Below are 16202 nucleotides of genomic sequence, written 5' to 3' on the forward strand. Positions count from 1 at the left end.
CGTCAGAGCGGGTGTGCTCAGAAAGTCGTTCATGGGGAGTCGTTCATGAAACCGTTTATCTGTTGGCTCGCCCTGCTGCTGGCAACGCCCGCCATAGCCCCTCCTGTTATGGCTGAAGAGGGCTTGCTGTTTTCCCTGTCCGGCGACAAGGGGCTGACGGCGGAACACGCCGCCGGACAGGCCGAGCCCTTGTTTGCCGTCGGCGCACAGACGATCCCCAACGGCGCCAAGGGGCCGGGGCTGGGGCTCAACGATACCCTGACGCTGGTCTGGCCCGCCGCCAGCAATATCTACGCCCAGCGCGGCACCCTGTCGTTTTACTTTCGCCCGCGTGAGCCTTTGGGGGAGGCCCCGTTCCCGGTGTTCCGCGTCGGCGCGGCGGACGGCACAAGCTGGGACATGGCGTGGCTGCGCATCGACTGGAACGGGCACGGTTTCGACGCCTTTGTGACCGACACCAATCTCAGCCGCTCGCGCGTGTCATTTAAAATGGACCGCATTCCGGCGAAGGACGACTGGGTGCACGTGGCCTTCGCCTGGGACGAGGCGACGGGCGTCAAGCTGTGGATCAACGGCAAACCGGCGGCGCAAAAAGATGGCGCGGCGCTCTACGATTCCGGCCTCTACGCCTTCGGACCGTTTCAGCGCATCGTGGCACCGTATCAGGTCCATTCGATGTACAATTTCCGCCGGTCGGGCGACATAGACGAGATACGCATCTACGACCGCAGGCTGGACGATGCCGGTGTCGCGGCGCTGGCCACGAACGGGACGCCCGTCGTGCCGCCGGTGCCGGATAACCGGGCGGCGTGGCTGAAGCGCTATGGCTGGGAAACGACCGCGCCCGCCTATCTCAGCGATCCCGTGACCCGTATTCGCAAGGTCGAATTTACCGACATGCGCGATCTGAAAGCCAGGATGTTCAAGGGGGCCGACGGCATCCGCGAAACGACGTGGCCGGGGGTCTATAACCGCTCGCGCCTTGAGGGGCGGCACGACTATTTCGAGCTGCCCGACTGGAACGTCTATTCCCAAGGCGGCAAGGCCTACGATCTGAGCTTACCTGACGAGCCGTGGAACCGGATCGAGCTGACGGGTGCCGCATACGGAAGTTTAAATCTCGACGGCAAGCTGTTGTTTAAGCGGATAAAAGGCGCCGAGCGTACCTCGGCGGTCGTGGCCGATCACACGGGCGGCAAGCTGCGTTTCGAGAACACGGCGCAGGAAACGCCGATTCAGGAAATCGCCGCCTATAACGTCACCAAAGGCGAGGTGCCTGCGGGCTACGCGACCCTGAGCTATACCGTCGATACGGCGGCCGATGCCGGGCTCTATCCGGCGCTGGACGAGGTGCGCGGCTTTATCGGCGGGCGCTTCGTGCCCGAAGAACGCGCGGTGGCCGTCGCCCTGCCCAAGGGCGCGCCGCGCAAGGCCGCGAAACCGACAGCTAAGGGCGCGCCGGTCGTGCATCTTCTGATCCCCGGCGATTTCCGAGATACGCGACCGGGCGAGGGGCCGACGCGCTTTTCCTACGGTTGGGAGAATATGGATGCGGGGCTGGACGGCATCGCCATCGACCTGCCCGCCATGAAGGTCGAGGCGACGCATAACGGGCTGCTGCCGCTGAATATCCGCGTGCGCGACCCGAACTGGCCGGAACGCGACCTGATCGACATCAATGTGGCGGTGAAACCTAATGAGGCGCGCACCCTGTGGCTCGATACGCGCGACCGCATCCTGCCGCCGACGGCGAGCTTTATCATCACCATCGCCGTCGCCGGGGGCGGCTTCGACGCGCAGGCGCTCAACGGTGCGCAGGTGCGGCTGGTGTTCAAACCGGCGTCGGAAGCCAAGGCCGAACACGTCGCCGACCGCATGGAGCAGGCGCGCGACAATCTCGCCTTCTTCGTCGAGGAACAGCCCAATATCCGCGCCTATCCCCTGTGGACTCGGTTCGAGCGCGACATCAGCGACGTATTGCGCGTCGATCCGGGCAATGCCCTGGCGCGCGCCTACTGGGTCGAGAAGAACCCGGAACAGCCCTATGCGCCGGTCGCCCTGCCGCCGCTCGATCCGGAGGTGCCGCTGTGGGCCAGCCGTCAGATCGAAGACCTGAAACTTTACAAGCGCTTCGTCGACTGGTGGATCGACGAGCGTCAGGTCGATAACGGCGAATTCGGTGGCGGTTTGTCGGACGATACCGATCTGGTCAATGCCTGGGTGCCGCTGGCGCTGATGGGTGTCGATCCGCAGCGCTATATCACCTCGCAGCGCAAGGTGCTCGATGCGACCTACGCCAACGGCATGTGGAGCGGGGGCCTGAGCCGCATCGCCACCGACGAACTGCATTCCTACGAAGAAGGCATCAATACGGTCGCCCAATCGATGCAGATGGACTGGGGCAACCCCACCGCCATCGAGCGCGGCATGGCCGTGGCGCGTGAGTTTCCGCGCCTGTTCGAGGTCAATCCCGCCGGCCACCGCCACGAGGTCAGCGCCTATTTCAGCGGTACCAAAATCTACCGCGAAGGCACGCTCGGCTGGCAGCGGCAGTTCGGCCTGCTGATCACCCATCCGGGGCTGCTGCTGGTCGATTACAACGGCAATGCTGCGACAAAAGCCCTGCTGCTGGAGGTCGCCGACGGCTGGCTGGCCCACGGCAAGCAAGACGCCAAAGGCAACTGGTCCTTCCCGTCCGACATCGAATGGGCGACCGACAAGGGCGCGGGCAATGGCGTCCAAAGCGCGATCAGCCTGTTCTGGGCGGCCTATATCTGGACCGGCGACACCAAATATCTGCGGCCTATCGAGGGCGATATCCAGCGCGGTAACCTCAGCAATCTGTCGCAGATCAATGCCGACGTCATGGCCCGCGCTCCCGGTGGAGCGGCTCTGGCGCAGAAGATCGTCGCGGGCGAGGTCGGCGGCAGAGGCGGGGCCATCGACCGCAATCTCGGCGGCATCGGCGACACGGAATTCGCGGCCTTCGTCCGCTGGCAGCAGACGGGCGACAAGTCGCTGATCAGCGACCTTTATGGCCGCGAAATCGAGGCCAGCACCCAGCGGATGCCGATCCTGACCGAAGGCCATCTGTGGTCCGACCGCGTCAGCGTGCCGAACGAACTGCTGCAACGGACGCGACTGGGTGGCGTCGGCCACCGCCGCAACGTCTATTATCCCGGCAATCTGGTGCGCTGGGCGTTCACCGGCGGCACCGCCGAGGATGTGGCCCTGCTGGTGCGCAACGGCGATCCGAAAGCGTTCCGTGTCATCGGTTATAACCTGCTGAAGACCGGCGATGTCACAGGCATTCTGACAGCGGATCAGATGGCGTCGGGGACGTGGCGCGTGACGGGGGGGATCGATGCCGACGGCGACGATGTGCCCGATGCGGTTACATTCGATCAGACGGTCGCCCTGGAACGCGGCACGTCCCTGCCGCTGCCCTTCCCGTCGCGCCGGAGCATGGTCTATCAATTTACGCTGGTGACACCCGGCGAAGACCCGTCGAACCGGCCCGATATCGGTTTGTCGAAGGACGATATTACCGTGAAAGGACGTAAACTGACGGTGCGCGTCCATTCGCTGGGGGCAAAGTCGACGCCTGCCGGATGGGTGATCATCGAGGCTGCGGACGGCAAGGTTCTGGCGCGGGCATCCTTTGCCGCCCTTGCGGCGCCGCTCGATCTCCTGCCCAAAACACGCGACGTGTCCCTGACCGTGCCGCAGGGAGCAAAAGGCTGGCGTGTGCGGCTCGAACTCGACGGCGCGCCGAAGGAAATTTCGACCGGCAACAATGTGGCCGAATGGATACCCTAATGATAGCGGCTCAGGGCCAGATCGTCGGTCTTGATCTCCGGTCTCACACCGGAGATCAAGTCGGCCAGCATGCGACCCGACCCGCACGACATGGTCCAGCCCAGAGTCCCGTGGCCGGTATTGAGCCACAGGTTGTCGTAGCGCGTCTGGCCGATCACCGGCGTGCCGTCGGGCGTCATCGGGCGCAGGCCGGACCAGAACTTGGCCGCAGACTGATCGCCCGCACCTTCGAACAGGTCTTCGACCACATAGGTCAGCATATCCTGACGCTTTTGCGGCAAACTCTTTGAAAAACCGGCGATTTCGGCCATGCCGCCGACACGGATGCGCCCCCCAAGTCGCGTGATGGCGACCTTGTGCGCCTCGTCCATCACGGTCGAGACGGGCGCGCGGACCTCATCGGCGATCGGCACGGTGATCGAATAGCCCTTGACCGGATAGACCGGCACCGACAGGCCCAGCGGCCTGACCATATGCGGGGTATAGCTGCCGAGCGCGGCGACGAAGACATCGGCCTCGATCTCGCCCGCCGAAGTGGTGACGGCGACGACGCGGTTGCCCTCCGTGCGGATACCGTCGATGGCGGTGTCGAACAGGTAGCGGACGCCGAGAGCTTCGGCCCTTTTGGCGAGCGCCTGTGTGAACAGGAAGCAGTCTCCGGTCTCGTCGTTCGGCAAGCGCAGGCCGCCCATCAGCTTGTCGCGCGCGCCGCTCAGGCCCGGTTCGGCGGCCACGCAGCCGGCCACGTCGAGCAGTTCGAATGGCACGCCGCCCGCTTCGAGCACGCGAAGGTCTTTCTGGATGCCGTCGATCTGCTTCTGGGTGCGGAAGACCTCCAGCGTCCCCTGTGTGCGGTGGTCGTATTGGATGCCCGTCTCGTCGCGCAGCGCCATCAGGCAGTCGCGGCTATATTCGGCCACGCGGACCATGCGCGCCTTGTTGACGGCGTAGCGTTCCGCCGTGCAGTTGCGCAGCATGGCCATCATCCAGCGCACGGTCGCCGCGTCGAAGATCGGGTTGAGGATCAGCGGCGCGCGCTTCATGAACAGCCACTTCACGGCCTTTTGCGGGATGCCGGGGGCGGCCCACGGCGACGAATAGCCGGGCGAGATTTCACCGGCATTGGCAAAGCTGGTCTCCAGCGCCGGGGCGCTCTGACGGTCGATGACGGTGACCTCATGACCGGCCCTGGCCAGATACCAGGCCGAGGTGATGCCGATGACCCCGGCGCCGAGGATGACGATTTTCATGCCTTAAGCCTCCACATAGTGCCGGTAATAGCGCGACCTCAGCGCCGTCAGGATTTCATAGGAAATGGTCCCCGCGGCCGAGGCCAGATCGTCGATCGACTGGTGCGGGCCAAGCAGTTCGACGACGTCGCCGGGGTTCAGCGCACCGTCGGGCAAGGCGCTGATGTTGATGATGATCGAGTCCATCGAGACACGCCCGATGAAGGGCAGACGGATGCCCTGCCACCACACGCCCGCGTGGTTGCTGAGGGCGCGCGGCAGGCCATCGGCATAGCCCGCCGACAGAGTGGCGAGCCGCAAAGGCCGATCCGCGACGACCGTGCCGCCATAGCCGATGCGTGTGCCGGTCGGCACCTCACGCGTCTGGATCACGGCGACGTGCAAGGTGACCACGGGGCGCATGGGATTGCCGTCGGTGGACGGCGCGCCGCCATAGAGCGCGATCCCCGGACGGATCAGGGCCTTGTGATAGGCCTGCCCCAGAAACGCGCCGCCGGAATTGGCGAAGCTGACCGGCAGGTGCGGGAACAGGGCCGACATCTCGGCCATGACCGTGAGTTGATCGGCATTGGCGGGGTGTTCGGGTTCGTCGGCGCAGGCCAGATGGCTCATCAGATGGGTGATCTCGATGCCTCTGAGCCGTTCCGGTTCGGCAGCCAGTGTGCGCAACTGATCGGGCTGCATCCCCAGCCGCGACATGCCGGTATCGACCTGCACAACCGCCGTGAGGGGACGACCCGCCTGCTGCGCCGTGGCGGACCAGCGCGCGACCTGTTCTAGCGAATTGAGGACGGGGATAAGGTCGTGTTCGACCGCCAGCGCCTCGGCGCCCGGCAGCAGGCCATTCAGGACGTAAACATGGGCGTCGGTGGGCAGTGTCGGGCGCAGGGCCACGGCTTCGGTAACCAGCGCGACGAAAAAATCCCGGCACCCGGCGTCATAAAGCGTTTGGGCCACCCGCGCCGCTCCCAGCCCGTAGGCATCGGCCTTGACGACGGCGGCCATGCTGGCGTCGGGCGCGGTGGCTTGTAACAGGTGGTAATTATGTCTTAGCGCCGTCAGGTCGATGCTCAGAACCCCGGCGTAACCCTGAGACAAGGCGTCACCGAACGGTATAACGGTTTCACACACGACCCTCTCCCTTCGCAGATGAAAAACCATAACTCAGTAGACGGCGGATATCGTGCGAAATCGTCGGAGATAATTGTGCGCGGAGGCCTTAAACGGCAAGGCTCCGGCGGCAACGCAAAAATTTACACCGCGCCGCCATTCGGGGCGGGCTCTTCGGTCGATATGGCGTCCGTTGTCCGACCGTCCAGTTCCGGCGAGCCGTCGGCGTGTTCGATGCGGATTTCGACCGGTCCGTAGTCGACCTCGCCGCCGAACGGCGAGCAAAAGGCGATTTCGGCGGCGTCACGCCCGACGCCGATGCGCACCAGTCCGTCGAGATGCGCCTGACGCGTGCCGTCGAACAGCCACCAGCGGCCATCGAGATAGGCTTCGAACACCGCATGGAAATCGCGCGGTTGCAGACCGTAGGCGTAGCAGCTGACGAAACGTGCCGGGATGTTCAGCGCCCGACAGAAGGCAATGCCAAGATGGGCGAAATCGCGACACACCCCGGCGCGCAGCAACAGGCTTTCCGAGGCGGTGGTTTGCTCGTTCGACGATCCGCGCTGATAGTCTATATTGTCGTAAAGCCAGTTACAGATCGCCGTCACGCGGCTGAACCCCGGCGCGAGGTAGCCGAACTCCTTGCGTGCGAAGGCCGCCAGCCGATCGGACGGCACGAAGCGCGACGGCAGGAGAAACGGCATGATATCAAGCGGCAAACGCTCAACCGGCGTTTCCTGAACCGTGGCCGGATTGGCGCGGAACACGTCGAGCGTCACCTCGGCCTCATAGTGTACGGTCAGGGGACCGACCGGGGCATGGATACCGAAATAGCGGTTATTGATGTCCGGCACCGTATGCTGGCTGAGGGGCAGATCGGGCGTCAGGGTCAGGGTCTCGACCAGATCGAGATGTCGTTGCAGGCGCGCCACCTCGATATTGAAAATGAAGACGGTGGGCGTGCGAACCTCGTAGGCGAGTGTGCAGCCGAGTTTGTAGCGTATGGTCATGGTCACCGTCGTCAAAGCGTGGGGTTGCGTTTGACATAGACGGCGGGACTGAAAGGATTCGATGCCTTTCAAGGGTGAAACCTATTCGTCTACGGCGCGCCAGAACTCGACGCGGTGGCGGTAGGTTTTGCGCAAGCCGCCGAGCCACTCGGCATGGGGTGTCGATGCGCCGTAATCCTCGATATGAGGGTCGAGGCGTTCGATCTCCCACACCGCGGCGGCGGCGGCCTTGTAACGGTCGCTGTGGGCATTGAAGAGGATCGATTCGACGACTTTCCTGAGCAGCAGGGTCGCCGCCAGCGGATAACGCGCGGCCAGTCGGTCGGCGGCGGCGGTCAATCCCGCTTCGTCATCGCCGTTCAGGTTGCGGATGCGCTCGATAATCAGTCGCGCCGCGCGCTCCAGCGACGGCCACGCAATCAGCAGGTCGAGCGCCCGACCGGCATCGGGGTGCGACATGGCCCGGTCAAGCGCTTCGTCTTCGGCCTCGATATCGTCGAAATCGGGCAAGCGTTTCAGGTGTTCGCGAAGATAGGTGGCATCGAGCGTCGCGAGAAAGGTGTCGAGCCGCAGCGCCTGTGCCTCTTCGCTGTGTCCGGCGACCTGTAATGCCTCGACGCGCAGGCGCGTCCATTCCGGTGGCCGGTCGCGGGGGCGCTCGGTGACGCCATCGAGCGTGGCTAGAGCGTCTTCGGCGCGGTTGGCGCTCAGTTGCCGTTCGGCGATGCGCAAGGCGGTCGCCAGCGTCCGGCGACTGGGTTGAAGTGCGATAAAGGCGTCGACATCGCCTAGCGCATCCGCAATGGCTTCCAGCGCCACGCGAAGACTATCGGCACGCGACCGGCGGCGGGCGAAGCTATATTCCAATGTGCGGTTACGCCGCCACTTCGACATGCGCCGCGATTTCGGCGCGGCGGCTTTTTCAGGAATGGCGGCGGCGGTTTCCAGTTGCCCGCGCAGGGCCACGAGGCCGTCGTCCCCCAGAGTCGGCACCAGTCCGGCGACGAGCGGGTCGGCCTGTCCATAGCCATTGTGGATCAGCAATTCCACGACCTGCGGGATCAGGGTGGGCGGGGCGATTTGGGCCGACGCAGCGATGGCGCCGAAATCGACGGCGGCCTGCGCGAACAGAGCGAGCATCTCGCCGGAATTGTCGCTGGCGCGTTCCAGCACGGCATTGCTCATGCGCAGGAACTGCCCGATTAGAGACAAGGCTTCGGCGGGGGCGGCGGGCGCGACCTGTTCGACGATCAGCCTGCGCTGGCTGTGCAGGTCAGCGCGGAAGGTCTTGAGCGTGCGCCAGCCGATCATGGTTTCGGCGGCGGCAATGGTAGTCAGGCGCTTGCGGATTTCGGCGGCCAGCTTGTCGGGGCTGTCCTGCCCGGCCAGTTCCATGCGCAGTCGGCGCTTGGCATTGGCGTCGCCGGTGCTGATTTCCATTAAAAGCGCCGCCAGCCGTTCCGCGCCGAGGGCTTCGAGATTCGTGGCGTTCAGGGTCGTTTTAGAGGCCATGACATGTATTTAGGATGTCACATCATAAATAGCTAGCGCAGGGCCAGCCGCGCCTCCATCAGGTCGGCTTCGCGGATCAGCTTCTGCATGGTTTCGTTGTGGATGTCCTGACGGCGACCGAGGAACAGGATTTCCTCTCGCTCGGCCCCTATGCCGACCCTGAACAGTTCGCGCTCGATGTCGCGCAGGCGCTGGGCGCTGGCGGCGTCTTCGGGGCTGGCGTTACCCCCAAAGGCTATCGTGTCGATGCGCTGACGGTAATAGGCCATGACGCGCAAACCCGCCTGCGCATAGAGGTCGGCATCGACGCGCCCGTCGGCCAGATTGTGCTGCGCCTGTTCGACCGCGCGGATGGCGGCTTCGGCGGCGCGGGTGCGGGCGGCGTCGTGGGCTTCGTCCTCGTGCTCCGGCGGCAGGTCGAGATTCTTCAGTAGCAGCGGCAGGCCGAGGCTGGCGGCGATCAGCGACACGATGATCACCCCGGCGGCGAGACAAATCGCCAGATCGCGGGCCGGGAAATCCGTGCCGTCGCTCAAGGCCAGCGGCAAGGTCAGGATACCGGCGAGCGTAATCGCGCCCTTGGCCCCGGCCAGCGACGTGGCGGCGATGATGCGCCAGTTGGGCCGCACGGTCGGCTGACCCTTGCGTTTGGCGCGGAAGGTGGTGAAACGCAGCGACACCCAGACCCAGACGAAGCGCGCCGAGGCCAGAAGCGCGGTGATAGCCAGCACGTAGATGCCCAACCACCACGGCTCATGGTGGCCGGTCAGCTGAACCGTATCGACCGCACCCTGAAAGATACCGGGCAGTTGCTCACCCAGCAGGACGAAGATTGCGCCATTGGCGGCGAACTGCACCATGTCCCACACGACGTCGCGGCGGATGCGGCTGACGGCGGCGCCCTGCGACGGCTTTTCGACGAAGCTCATGGTGAAACCGGCGGCGACGGCGGCGAGGATACCGGAGCAATGGACGTGTTCGGCGGCCAGATAGGCGGCGAAGGGGATGAGCAGGCTGATCAGGATGAACGAGCCCGGATCGTTGCCGTAGCGCTCGGACACCCAGCCCTTGGCGCGGGTGATGGCCCAGGCGACCGCGATGCCGATGGCCAGACCGCCCAGCGCCAGCCACAGGAAGGTCAGGGCGGCATTGCCGGCCGAAAAGGTCCCGGTCAGGGCGGCGGCGATGGCGAAGCGCAGGCAGACGAGGCCCGACGCATCGTTGAGCAGGGCCTCGCCTTCGAGGATGTGCATCAGGCGCTTGGGGATCGGGACGCGCGCGGCTATGGCCGAGACGGCGATCGGGTCCGTCGGGGCCAACACAGCGGCCAGCGCGAAGGCCACCGCGATGGGCATGCTTGGGATCAGCCAGTGGATGAACAGGCCGACGCCGATGACCGTAAAGGCGACGAGGCCCAGCGCCAGTTCGAGGATCGTGCCGATATCGCGGAACAGGCCGTCCTTGGGGATGCGCCAGCCGTCGAGAAACAGCAGCGGCGGCAGGAAGAGGAGAAAGAAAATCTCCGGATTCAGCTCGATATTGACGTCGGTCACCAGCGCGATCAGGGCGCCGAAAGCGATCTGCACCAGAGGCAGGGGCAGGGCCCACGGTAACATACGGCTCAAGACGCCGCTGAGCACGACGGCCAGCAGCATGACCAGAACGATCGAGATGGGTTCCAATGGGGACTCCTTAGGCGTCTATCTTTAGACGCCCGGTTGGACCCCGATCAACCCTTTTCCCATACGATTTTGTGAAGCGTCAGGCTTTCCAGCCGAGCAGGAAAAGGGCGGCCTCGGCATGGGCGCGGACGCCGACCTCCAGCGCCGGTTCGTAGATGTCGAAATAGGGCGAGTGGTTGGGTGGGCTTTCGCCGGGTTTCTTGCCCGGCCAGGCCGCGCCGAGGAAGGCGAAGACGCCCGGCACCTTTTTCTGAAACTGCGAAAAATCCTCGGCCCCGGTGATGGCCGAGGTGTTGGGCTCGATCTTGTCGGTCCCCCCGGCGGCGCGGGCGAGCGTCGGGGCGATATCGACGGCCAGTTTCGGGTCATTATAGGTCAGGGGTGCCGACAGGACGAATTCGACTTCCGCTTTCGCACCATAGGCCTCGGCCAGCGCCTGAACGGTCTTGGTCACGCGGGCATGGACGTCGGCGCGACGGGCTTCGGAAAAGGTGCGCAGCGTGCCGCCCAGCTTGAACTCTTCAGGGATGATGTTGAAACGCACACCGCCCTGCATGGTGGTGATCGACAGGACGGTGGCCTCGGTCGTCACGTCGATCTGACGCGCGGCGATCTGATTGACCGCGCCGACAATATCCGAGGCCAGCGCCGTGATATCGACGCCGTTCCACGGCTGCGCGCCGTGGGTCTGCTTGCCGGTCAGGCGGATTTCGACGCGGTCGGCGGCGGCCATAAAGCCCTTGGGTCGCCAGTAGAGCTTGCCCGTTTCCATCGGCCAGACGTGCAGGCCGAAGATCGATTTGATCTTATAGGTCTCGATGACCCCCTCGGCGACCATCAGCTCTGCGCCGCCCTTTTCGCCGGGGGGCGGGCCTTCCTCGGCGGGCTGAAAGATGAAGACGACGCTGCCCGCGATATCGCTTTTGAGCGCGGTCAGCACCTCGGCGGCCCCCAGCAGCATGGCGACGTGGGCGTCGTGGCCGCAGGCATGGGTGATCGGCACGGTCTTGCCGTCGTATTCGCCGGTGGCTTTGGAGGCGAAGGCCAGACCGGTCTTTTCCAGCACGGGCAGGCCGTCCATATCGGCGCGAAGCGCCACTGCCGGACCGGGTTTGCCGCCTTTCAGGACGCCGATGACGCCGGTAAAGGCGATCTTCTCCTGAACTTCGAGGCCCAGACGGCGCAGTTCAGTGGCGACCAAAGCCGCCGTGCGGACTTCATGATTACCGAGTTCGGGGTGTTCGTGGACATCGCGCCGCCACGCGACGACCTTGGGCTGCACCTTCGCGGCGAGGGTGGCGATCTGACTGGTGGCCGCCGCACGCGCCAGAGGTGACAAACCCAGCGCCGTCAGACCGGCCAATCCCGTTATAAGCTGCCGACGTTCCATCCTGCCCTCCGAAAAATATCAGAGACATGTCAGGCCGCGTTCGGTTGTGAGTCAATAAAAAAACCGCCCGGACGGGGGTCCGGGCGGTTTCGATAGCTTCAAATTCAATCTTAACCCATGCCGCCGGGCATCATGCCGGGGTGCATATTGTGGTTCAGGTGGAACATGACCCAGATCGTGCCGACGATCAGGATGCCGACGATGATCACGGTGAAGACGAAGGCCGCATTGTTCCAGATCTGGCTCGACGAGGTGTCCATATGCAGGAAGTAGTGCAGGTGGACGACGATCTGGATGACGCCGAGGATCAGGATCGCCGGGATCAGGGTCGCGGCGGGCAGGATCTTCAGCATGGTCAGGGCGAACGGAATGCCGGTCAGGACGACCGACAGGGCGAAACCGATCAGGTAGGACTTGACCGAGCCGTGGCTGGCGCCATGATCGTGGCCATGCTCATGATTGAGCTTATCGACCGCGTGGTGATCCGCCAGTTCGGTGTGCGGGTCCTTCGCCTTGTGCAGGGTAGGTTCGTTAGGGACGTGCATCAGGCGGCTCCCATCAGATAGACGATGCTGAAAACGCCGATCCAGATGATGTCGAGGAAGTGCCAGAACAGGCTCAGCTCCATCATGCGGATGCGGTTGGCGGAGGTCAGGCCGCGGCGGGACAGGTGGACGAACATGATCGCCATCCAGACGAGGCCGGACGTTACGTGGATGCCGTGCGTGCCGACCAGCGTGAAGAAGGCTGACAGGAAGGCCGACCGGTCAGGGCCCGCGCCTTCGTGGATCAGGTGGTTGAACTCATAGAGTTCCATGCCCATGAAGCCGAGGCCGAGCAGGCCGGTGACGGCCAGCCAGCCCATGACGCCCTTGAGCTTGTTGGCCTGCATCGAGATCATCGACAGACCAAAGGTCAGGGATGACAACAGCAGCAGCGCCGTTTCGATCGCCACGAAGCTGAGGTCGAACAGTTCGCGCCCGTTCGGGCCGCCGGCGGTCGCGTCCTTCAGAACGCCGTAGGTGGCGAAGATCGTCGCGAACAGGATGCAGTCGCTCATCAGATAGATCCAGAAACCCAGTGTGACCTTGGTTTCTTCGTCCTGATGGTGATGGTCGTGCGTATCGTGGGCGTCGTTCGGATTATGGTCGTAGGCGGACTTCAGTTCGTCCTTGATCGCCTCGATGGGGTTAGCAGGATGGCTCATGATCAGGCCTCCTTTTGGGTCTTGAGCAGGGCGAAGCGCGCGTCCTCGATGGCCTTGATCTCGTCAGGCTGGACGTAATAGTCGCGGTCTTCGTTGAAGGTGTGGACGGCGGCGATGACGATCATGGCCACGAAGCCCAGTAGCGCCAGCCACCAGATGTGCCACACCAGCGCGAAGCCGAACGGGACGCTGACCAGACCGATCAACAGGCCCGTCGCCGTGTTGCGCGGCATGTGGATCGGCTCATACTTTTCAGGTTGCACATAGGCCTGGCCCAGTTGCTTGGCGTCCCAGAACGAGTCGTGGTTGCCGATGGCGGGCGTCACGGCGAAGTTATAGAACGGCGGCGGCGACGAGGTCGCCCACTCCAGTGTCCGGCCATCCCACGGGTCGCCCGTTTCGTCGCGCAGCTCGTCGCGTTTGACGACGCTCCACACGATCTGGGCGATATTGGCCAGAATACCGGCGAGGATGAGCAGGGCGCCGAAGGCGGCGACGATCAGATAGACCTGCCACACCGGGTCGTTCATGTGGCTCAGGCGGCGCGTCATGCCCATCAGGCCCAGCGCATAGAGCGGCATGAAGGCGACGTAGAAGCCGATCAGCCAGCACCAGAACGAGACCTTGCCGAGACCGACGTGCAGCTTGAAGCCGAAGGCCTTGGGGAACCAGTAGTTCAGCGCCGCAAAGCAGCCGAACAGCACGCCGCCGATGATGACGTTGTGGAAGTGGGCGATCAGGAACACCGAATTGTGCAGGACGAAGTCGGCCCCCGGCACGGCCATCAGGACGCCGGTCGCGCCGCCGATGACGAAGGTGATGATGAAGCCCAGCGTCCACATCATCGGCAGGTCGAGCTTGATGCGGCCGCGATACATGGTGAACAGCCAGTTGAACACCTTCACCCCGGTGGGGATCGAGATGATCATGGTCGTGATGCCGAAGAAGGCGTTGACGTTCGCCCCGGCACCCATCGTAAAGAAGTGGTGCAGCCAGACAATGAACGACAGCAGAGCGATACACATGGTCGCATAGACCATGCCGTCGTACCCGAACAGGCGCTTGCGCGAATAGGTCGCCACGACTTCCGAGAAGACGCCGAAGGCGGGCAGGACGAGGATATAGACTTCCGGGTGACCCCACGCCCAGATCAGGTTCACATAGAGCATGGCGTTGCCGCCGGCTTCATTGGTGAAGAAGTGCATCCCCAGATAGCGGTCGAGGCTCAGCATGGCCAGACAGACGGTCAGGATCGGGAAGGCGGCCACAATCAGCATATTGGCGGCGAGCGTCGTCCAGGTGAAGATCGGCATACGCATCAGGGTCATGCCCGGGGCGCGCATCTTGAAGATGGTGGTGATCAGGTTCACCCCTGACAGCAATGTCCCTAACCCCGCGATCTGCAAGGCCCACAGGTAGTAGTCGACCCCGACCCCCGGCGAGAATTCGATCCCCGACAGGGGCGCATAGGCCAGCCAGCCGGTGTGGGCGAACTCACCGATGACCAGCGAGACGTTGATCAGGATGGCGCCCGACGCCGTCAGCCAGAAGGAGAGCGAGTTCAGGTACGGGAAGGCCACGTCGCGCGCGCCGATTTGCAGCGGCATGACGACGTTCATCAGGCCGACGACAAAAGGCATGGCGACGAAGAAGATCATGATCACGCCGTGGGCGGTGAAGATCTGGTCGAAGTGATCCGGCGGCAGGAAGCCTTCGCCGCCCGCCGAGGCCATCGCCTGTTGCGCGCGCATCATCAGGGCGTCGGCGAAGCCGCGCAGCAGCATGATCAGGGCGAGGATGATATACATCACGCCGATCTTCTTGTGGTCGACGCTGGTCAGCCAGTTCGACCACACATATTTCCACTGCTTGAAATAGGTGGTCAGGCCCAGCACCGCGACGGCGGCGATAACCATGCCCGCACCGGCGCCCATGATGATGGGGTCGTGCCAGGGGATGGATTCGATATGGAGCTTGCCGAAGATGGCGCGCAGAAGCGGGTCTTCGTGGAGTTGGTCGACGCGGCTGGACATGGATCAGTAAAGCTTTGCGGATGGGGAGGGCACGGGAAGGGGTGGGCGGCGGATGCCGATCAGCCTTCCGGCGTTACAAGTGTATTCTGAGCGGGGGTATTGAGGGCGATAGTCTTGTTGTCTGTCTTCGACGACTTCGACTTATCGGTTTCCGGCGCGACGCAGGCCACGGCATTGGGGTCCATGTTCTTGAGCAATGCCATATTGTAGGCGTCGTCCTTGCACAGGCCGCCATCGGCGCAGCCATTGAGAACCTTGGTGAACATGGTCGGCTCGACCGAAGCATAGAACAGCGGCTGCGGGGCGATGTCTTTTTGATTCAGCGTCTTGTAGGTGGCGGTATCGAGCGCGGTGCCCGAGGTCTTGGCCCTGGCCACCCAGGCGGCGAAGTCTTCGTCGCTCATGGCCTTGGCCTTAAACTTCATATTGGCGAAGCCCTTGCCCGAATAGTTGGCCGAGATGCCGTCATATTCGCCTTCGTGATCGGCGCGCAGCGACAGGTTGGTCTGCATCCCGGTCATGGCATAGATCTGGCTGCCCAGTTGCGGGATGAAGAAGGAGTTCATCACCGAGGACGAGGTCAGTTTGAAATGGACGGGCGTGCCGACCGGCATGGCCATCTCGTTGACCGTGGCGATACCGTATTCCGGATAGATGAACAGCCACTTCCAGTCCATAGCCACGACCTCGACCTCGACGGGCGGGATGTGACTGCGTTCGGCGACGGCCTCGACTTTCTTGTGCGGATCGAGCTGATGCGTCGAAATCCACGTTACCGTGCCGAGCGCGATGATGATCAGGGTCGGGATAGCCCAGACGACCGCCTCGATGCGGTTGGAGTGTTCGAAGTTCGGGTCGTAGGTCGCCTTGGTGTTCGACGCACGGTAGCGCCAGGCAAAGGCGATGGTCATGACGATCACCGGCACCACGGGGATCAGCATCAGGCCGAGTGCCAGAAAAATCAGGTCGCGTTCGGCGAGACCGACGGGGCCCTTGGGGTCCAGCAGGGCCATCTGGCAACCGCTGAGCGAAAGGGCCGCCACGGTGAGTAAAGCCGCGGTCGCAAATGTGCGGAATCGACGAAAAGCAGGGAAGGTCTCAGGCACTGGGTCAATCACCGAACTGGATTTCAAATGTCAAACTCCGGGCCTACTAATGAAATTACAGGGGACCGCAACCGGCAAAA

Annotated in this window: 11 protein-coding genes; 1 reads left to right on the forward strand and 10 read right to left on the reverse strand. The window is 63.7% G+C overall.

The genetic code is table 11. From position 1 onward, the window contains the following. Nucleotides 1–45 precede the first annotated feature (45 nt). Nucleotides 46–3819 carry a LamG-like jellyroll fold domain-containing protein gene (locus AEYBE204_RS31375; protein WP_023462512.1) on the forward strand — a complete coding sequence of 1258 codons (3774 nt, stop codon included), beginning with the start codon at nt 46–48 and terminating at the stop codon, nt 3817–3819. Here the strand turns inward: AEYBE204_RS31375 and AEYBE204_RS31380 are convergent. From AEYBE204_RS31380 to cyoA, 10 genes are all read right to left on the reverse strand, one after another. Further along, nucleotides 3816–5069 carry a D-amino acid dehydrogenase gene (locus tag AEYBE204_RS31380; protein ID WP_023462513.1) on the reverse strand — a complete coding sequence of 418 codons (1254 nt, stop codon included), beginning with the start codon at nt 5067–5069 and terminating at the stop codon, nt 3816–3818. The two genes, AEYBE204_RS31375 and AEYBE204_RS31380, sit on opposite strands and share 4 nt — an antisense overlap. A gap of 3 nt (nt 5070–5072) precedes the next feature. Then, nucleotides 5073–6200: an alanine racemase gene (gene alr, locus AEYBE204_RS31385; RefSeq protein ID WP_023462514.1), complete on the reverse strand. Its 1128-nt coding sequence runs from the start codon at nt 6198–6200 to the stop codon at nt 5073–5075. Between the two features lie 122 nt (nt 6201–6322). After that, complete coding sequence (locus tag AEYBE204_RS31390; protein ID WP_023462515.1) at nt 6323–7192, reverse strand: transglutaminase family protein; 870 nt, start codon at nt 7190–7192, stop codon at nt 6323–6325. 81 nt (nt 7193–7273) lie between these two features. After that, a complete protein-coding gene (locus AEYBE204_RS31395) occupies nt 7274–8704 on the reverse strand; it encodes a DUF6880 family protein (RefSeq protein ID WP_023462516.1) in 1431 nt (476 codons plus the stop codon). A 32-nt stretch (nt 8705–8736) separates the two neighbouring features. Continuing rightward, nucleotides 8737–10386, reverse strand: coding sequence for a Na+/H+ antiporter (locus AEYBE204_RS31400; protein WP_023462517.1), 1650 nt, complete (start codon nt 10384–10386; stop codon nt 8737–8739). Nucleotides 10387–10465: 79 nt separating this feature from the next. Further along, a complete protein-coding gene (locus AEYBE204_RS31405; RefSeq protein WP_031230709.1) occupies nt 10466–11776 on the reverse strand; it encodes an amidohydrolase in 1311 nt (436 codons plus the stop codon). 110 nt (nt 11777–11886) lie between these two features. Beyond that, complete coding sequence (gene cyoD / locus AEYBE204_RS31410) at nt 11887–12321, reverse strand: cytochrome o ubiquinol oxidase subunit IV (protein ID WP_023462519.1); 435 nt, start codon at nt 12319–12321, stop codon at nt 11887–11889. Next, nucleotides 12321–12983, reverse strand: coding sequence for a cytochrome o ubiquinol oxidase subunit III (cyoC, locus tag AEYBE204_RS31415; RefSeq protein ID WP_023462520.1), 663 nt, complete (start codon nt 12981–12983; stop codon nt 12321–12323). The genes cyoD and cyoC overlap by 1 nt, the downstream gene beginning before the upstream one ends. Before the next feature lie 2 nt (nt 12984–12985). Next, entirely contained in the window at nt 12986–15016 is a 2031-nt protein-coding gene (cyoB, locus tag AEYBE204_RS31420; RefSeq protein WP_023462521.1) for a cytochrome o ubiquinol oxidase subunit I, read from the reverse strand. A gap of 59 nt (nt 15017–15075) precedes the next feature. Beyond that, on the reverse strand, nt 15076–16059 hold the full coding sequence (gene cyoA / locus AEYBE204_RS31425; RefSeq protein ID WP_235068186.1) for a ubiquinol oxidase subunit II: 984 nt from the start codon (nt 16057–16059) through the stop codon (nt 15076–15078). Nucleotides 16060–16202: the final 143 nt, after the last annotated feature.

The sequence above is a fragment of the Asticcacaulis sp. YBE204 genome (assembly GCF_000495855.1).
In the GTDB taxonomy this organism is placed as follows: domain Bacteria; phylum Pseudomonadota; class Alphaproteobacteria; order Caulobacterales; family Caulobacteraceae; genus Asticcacaulis.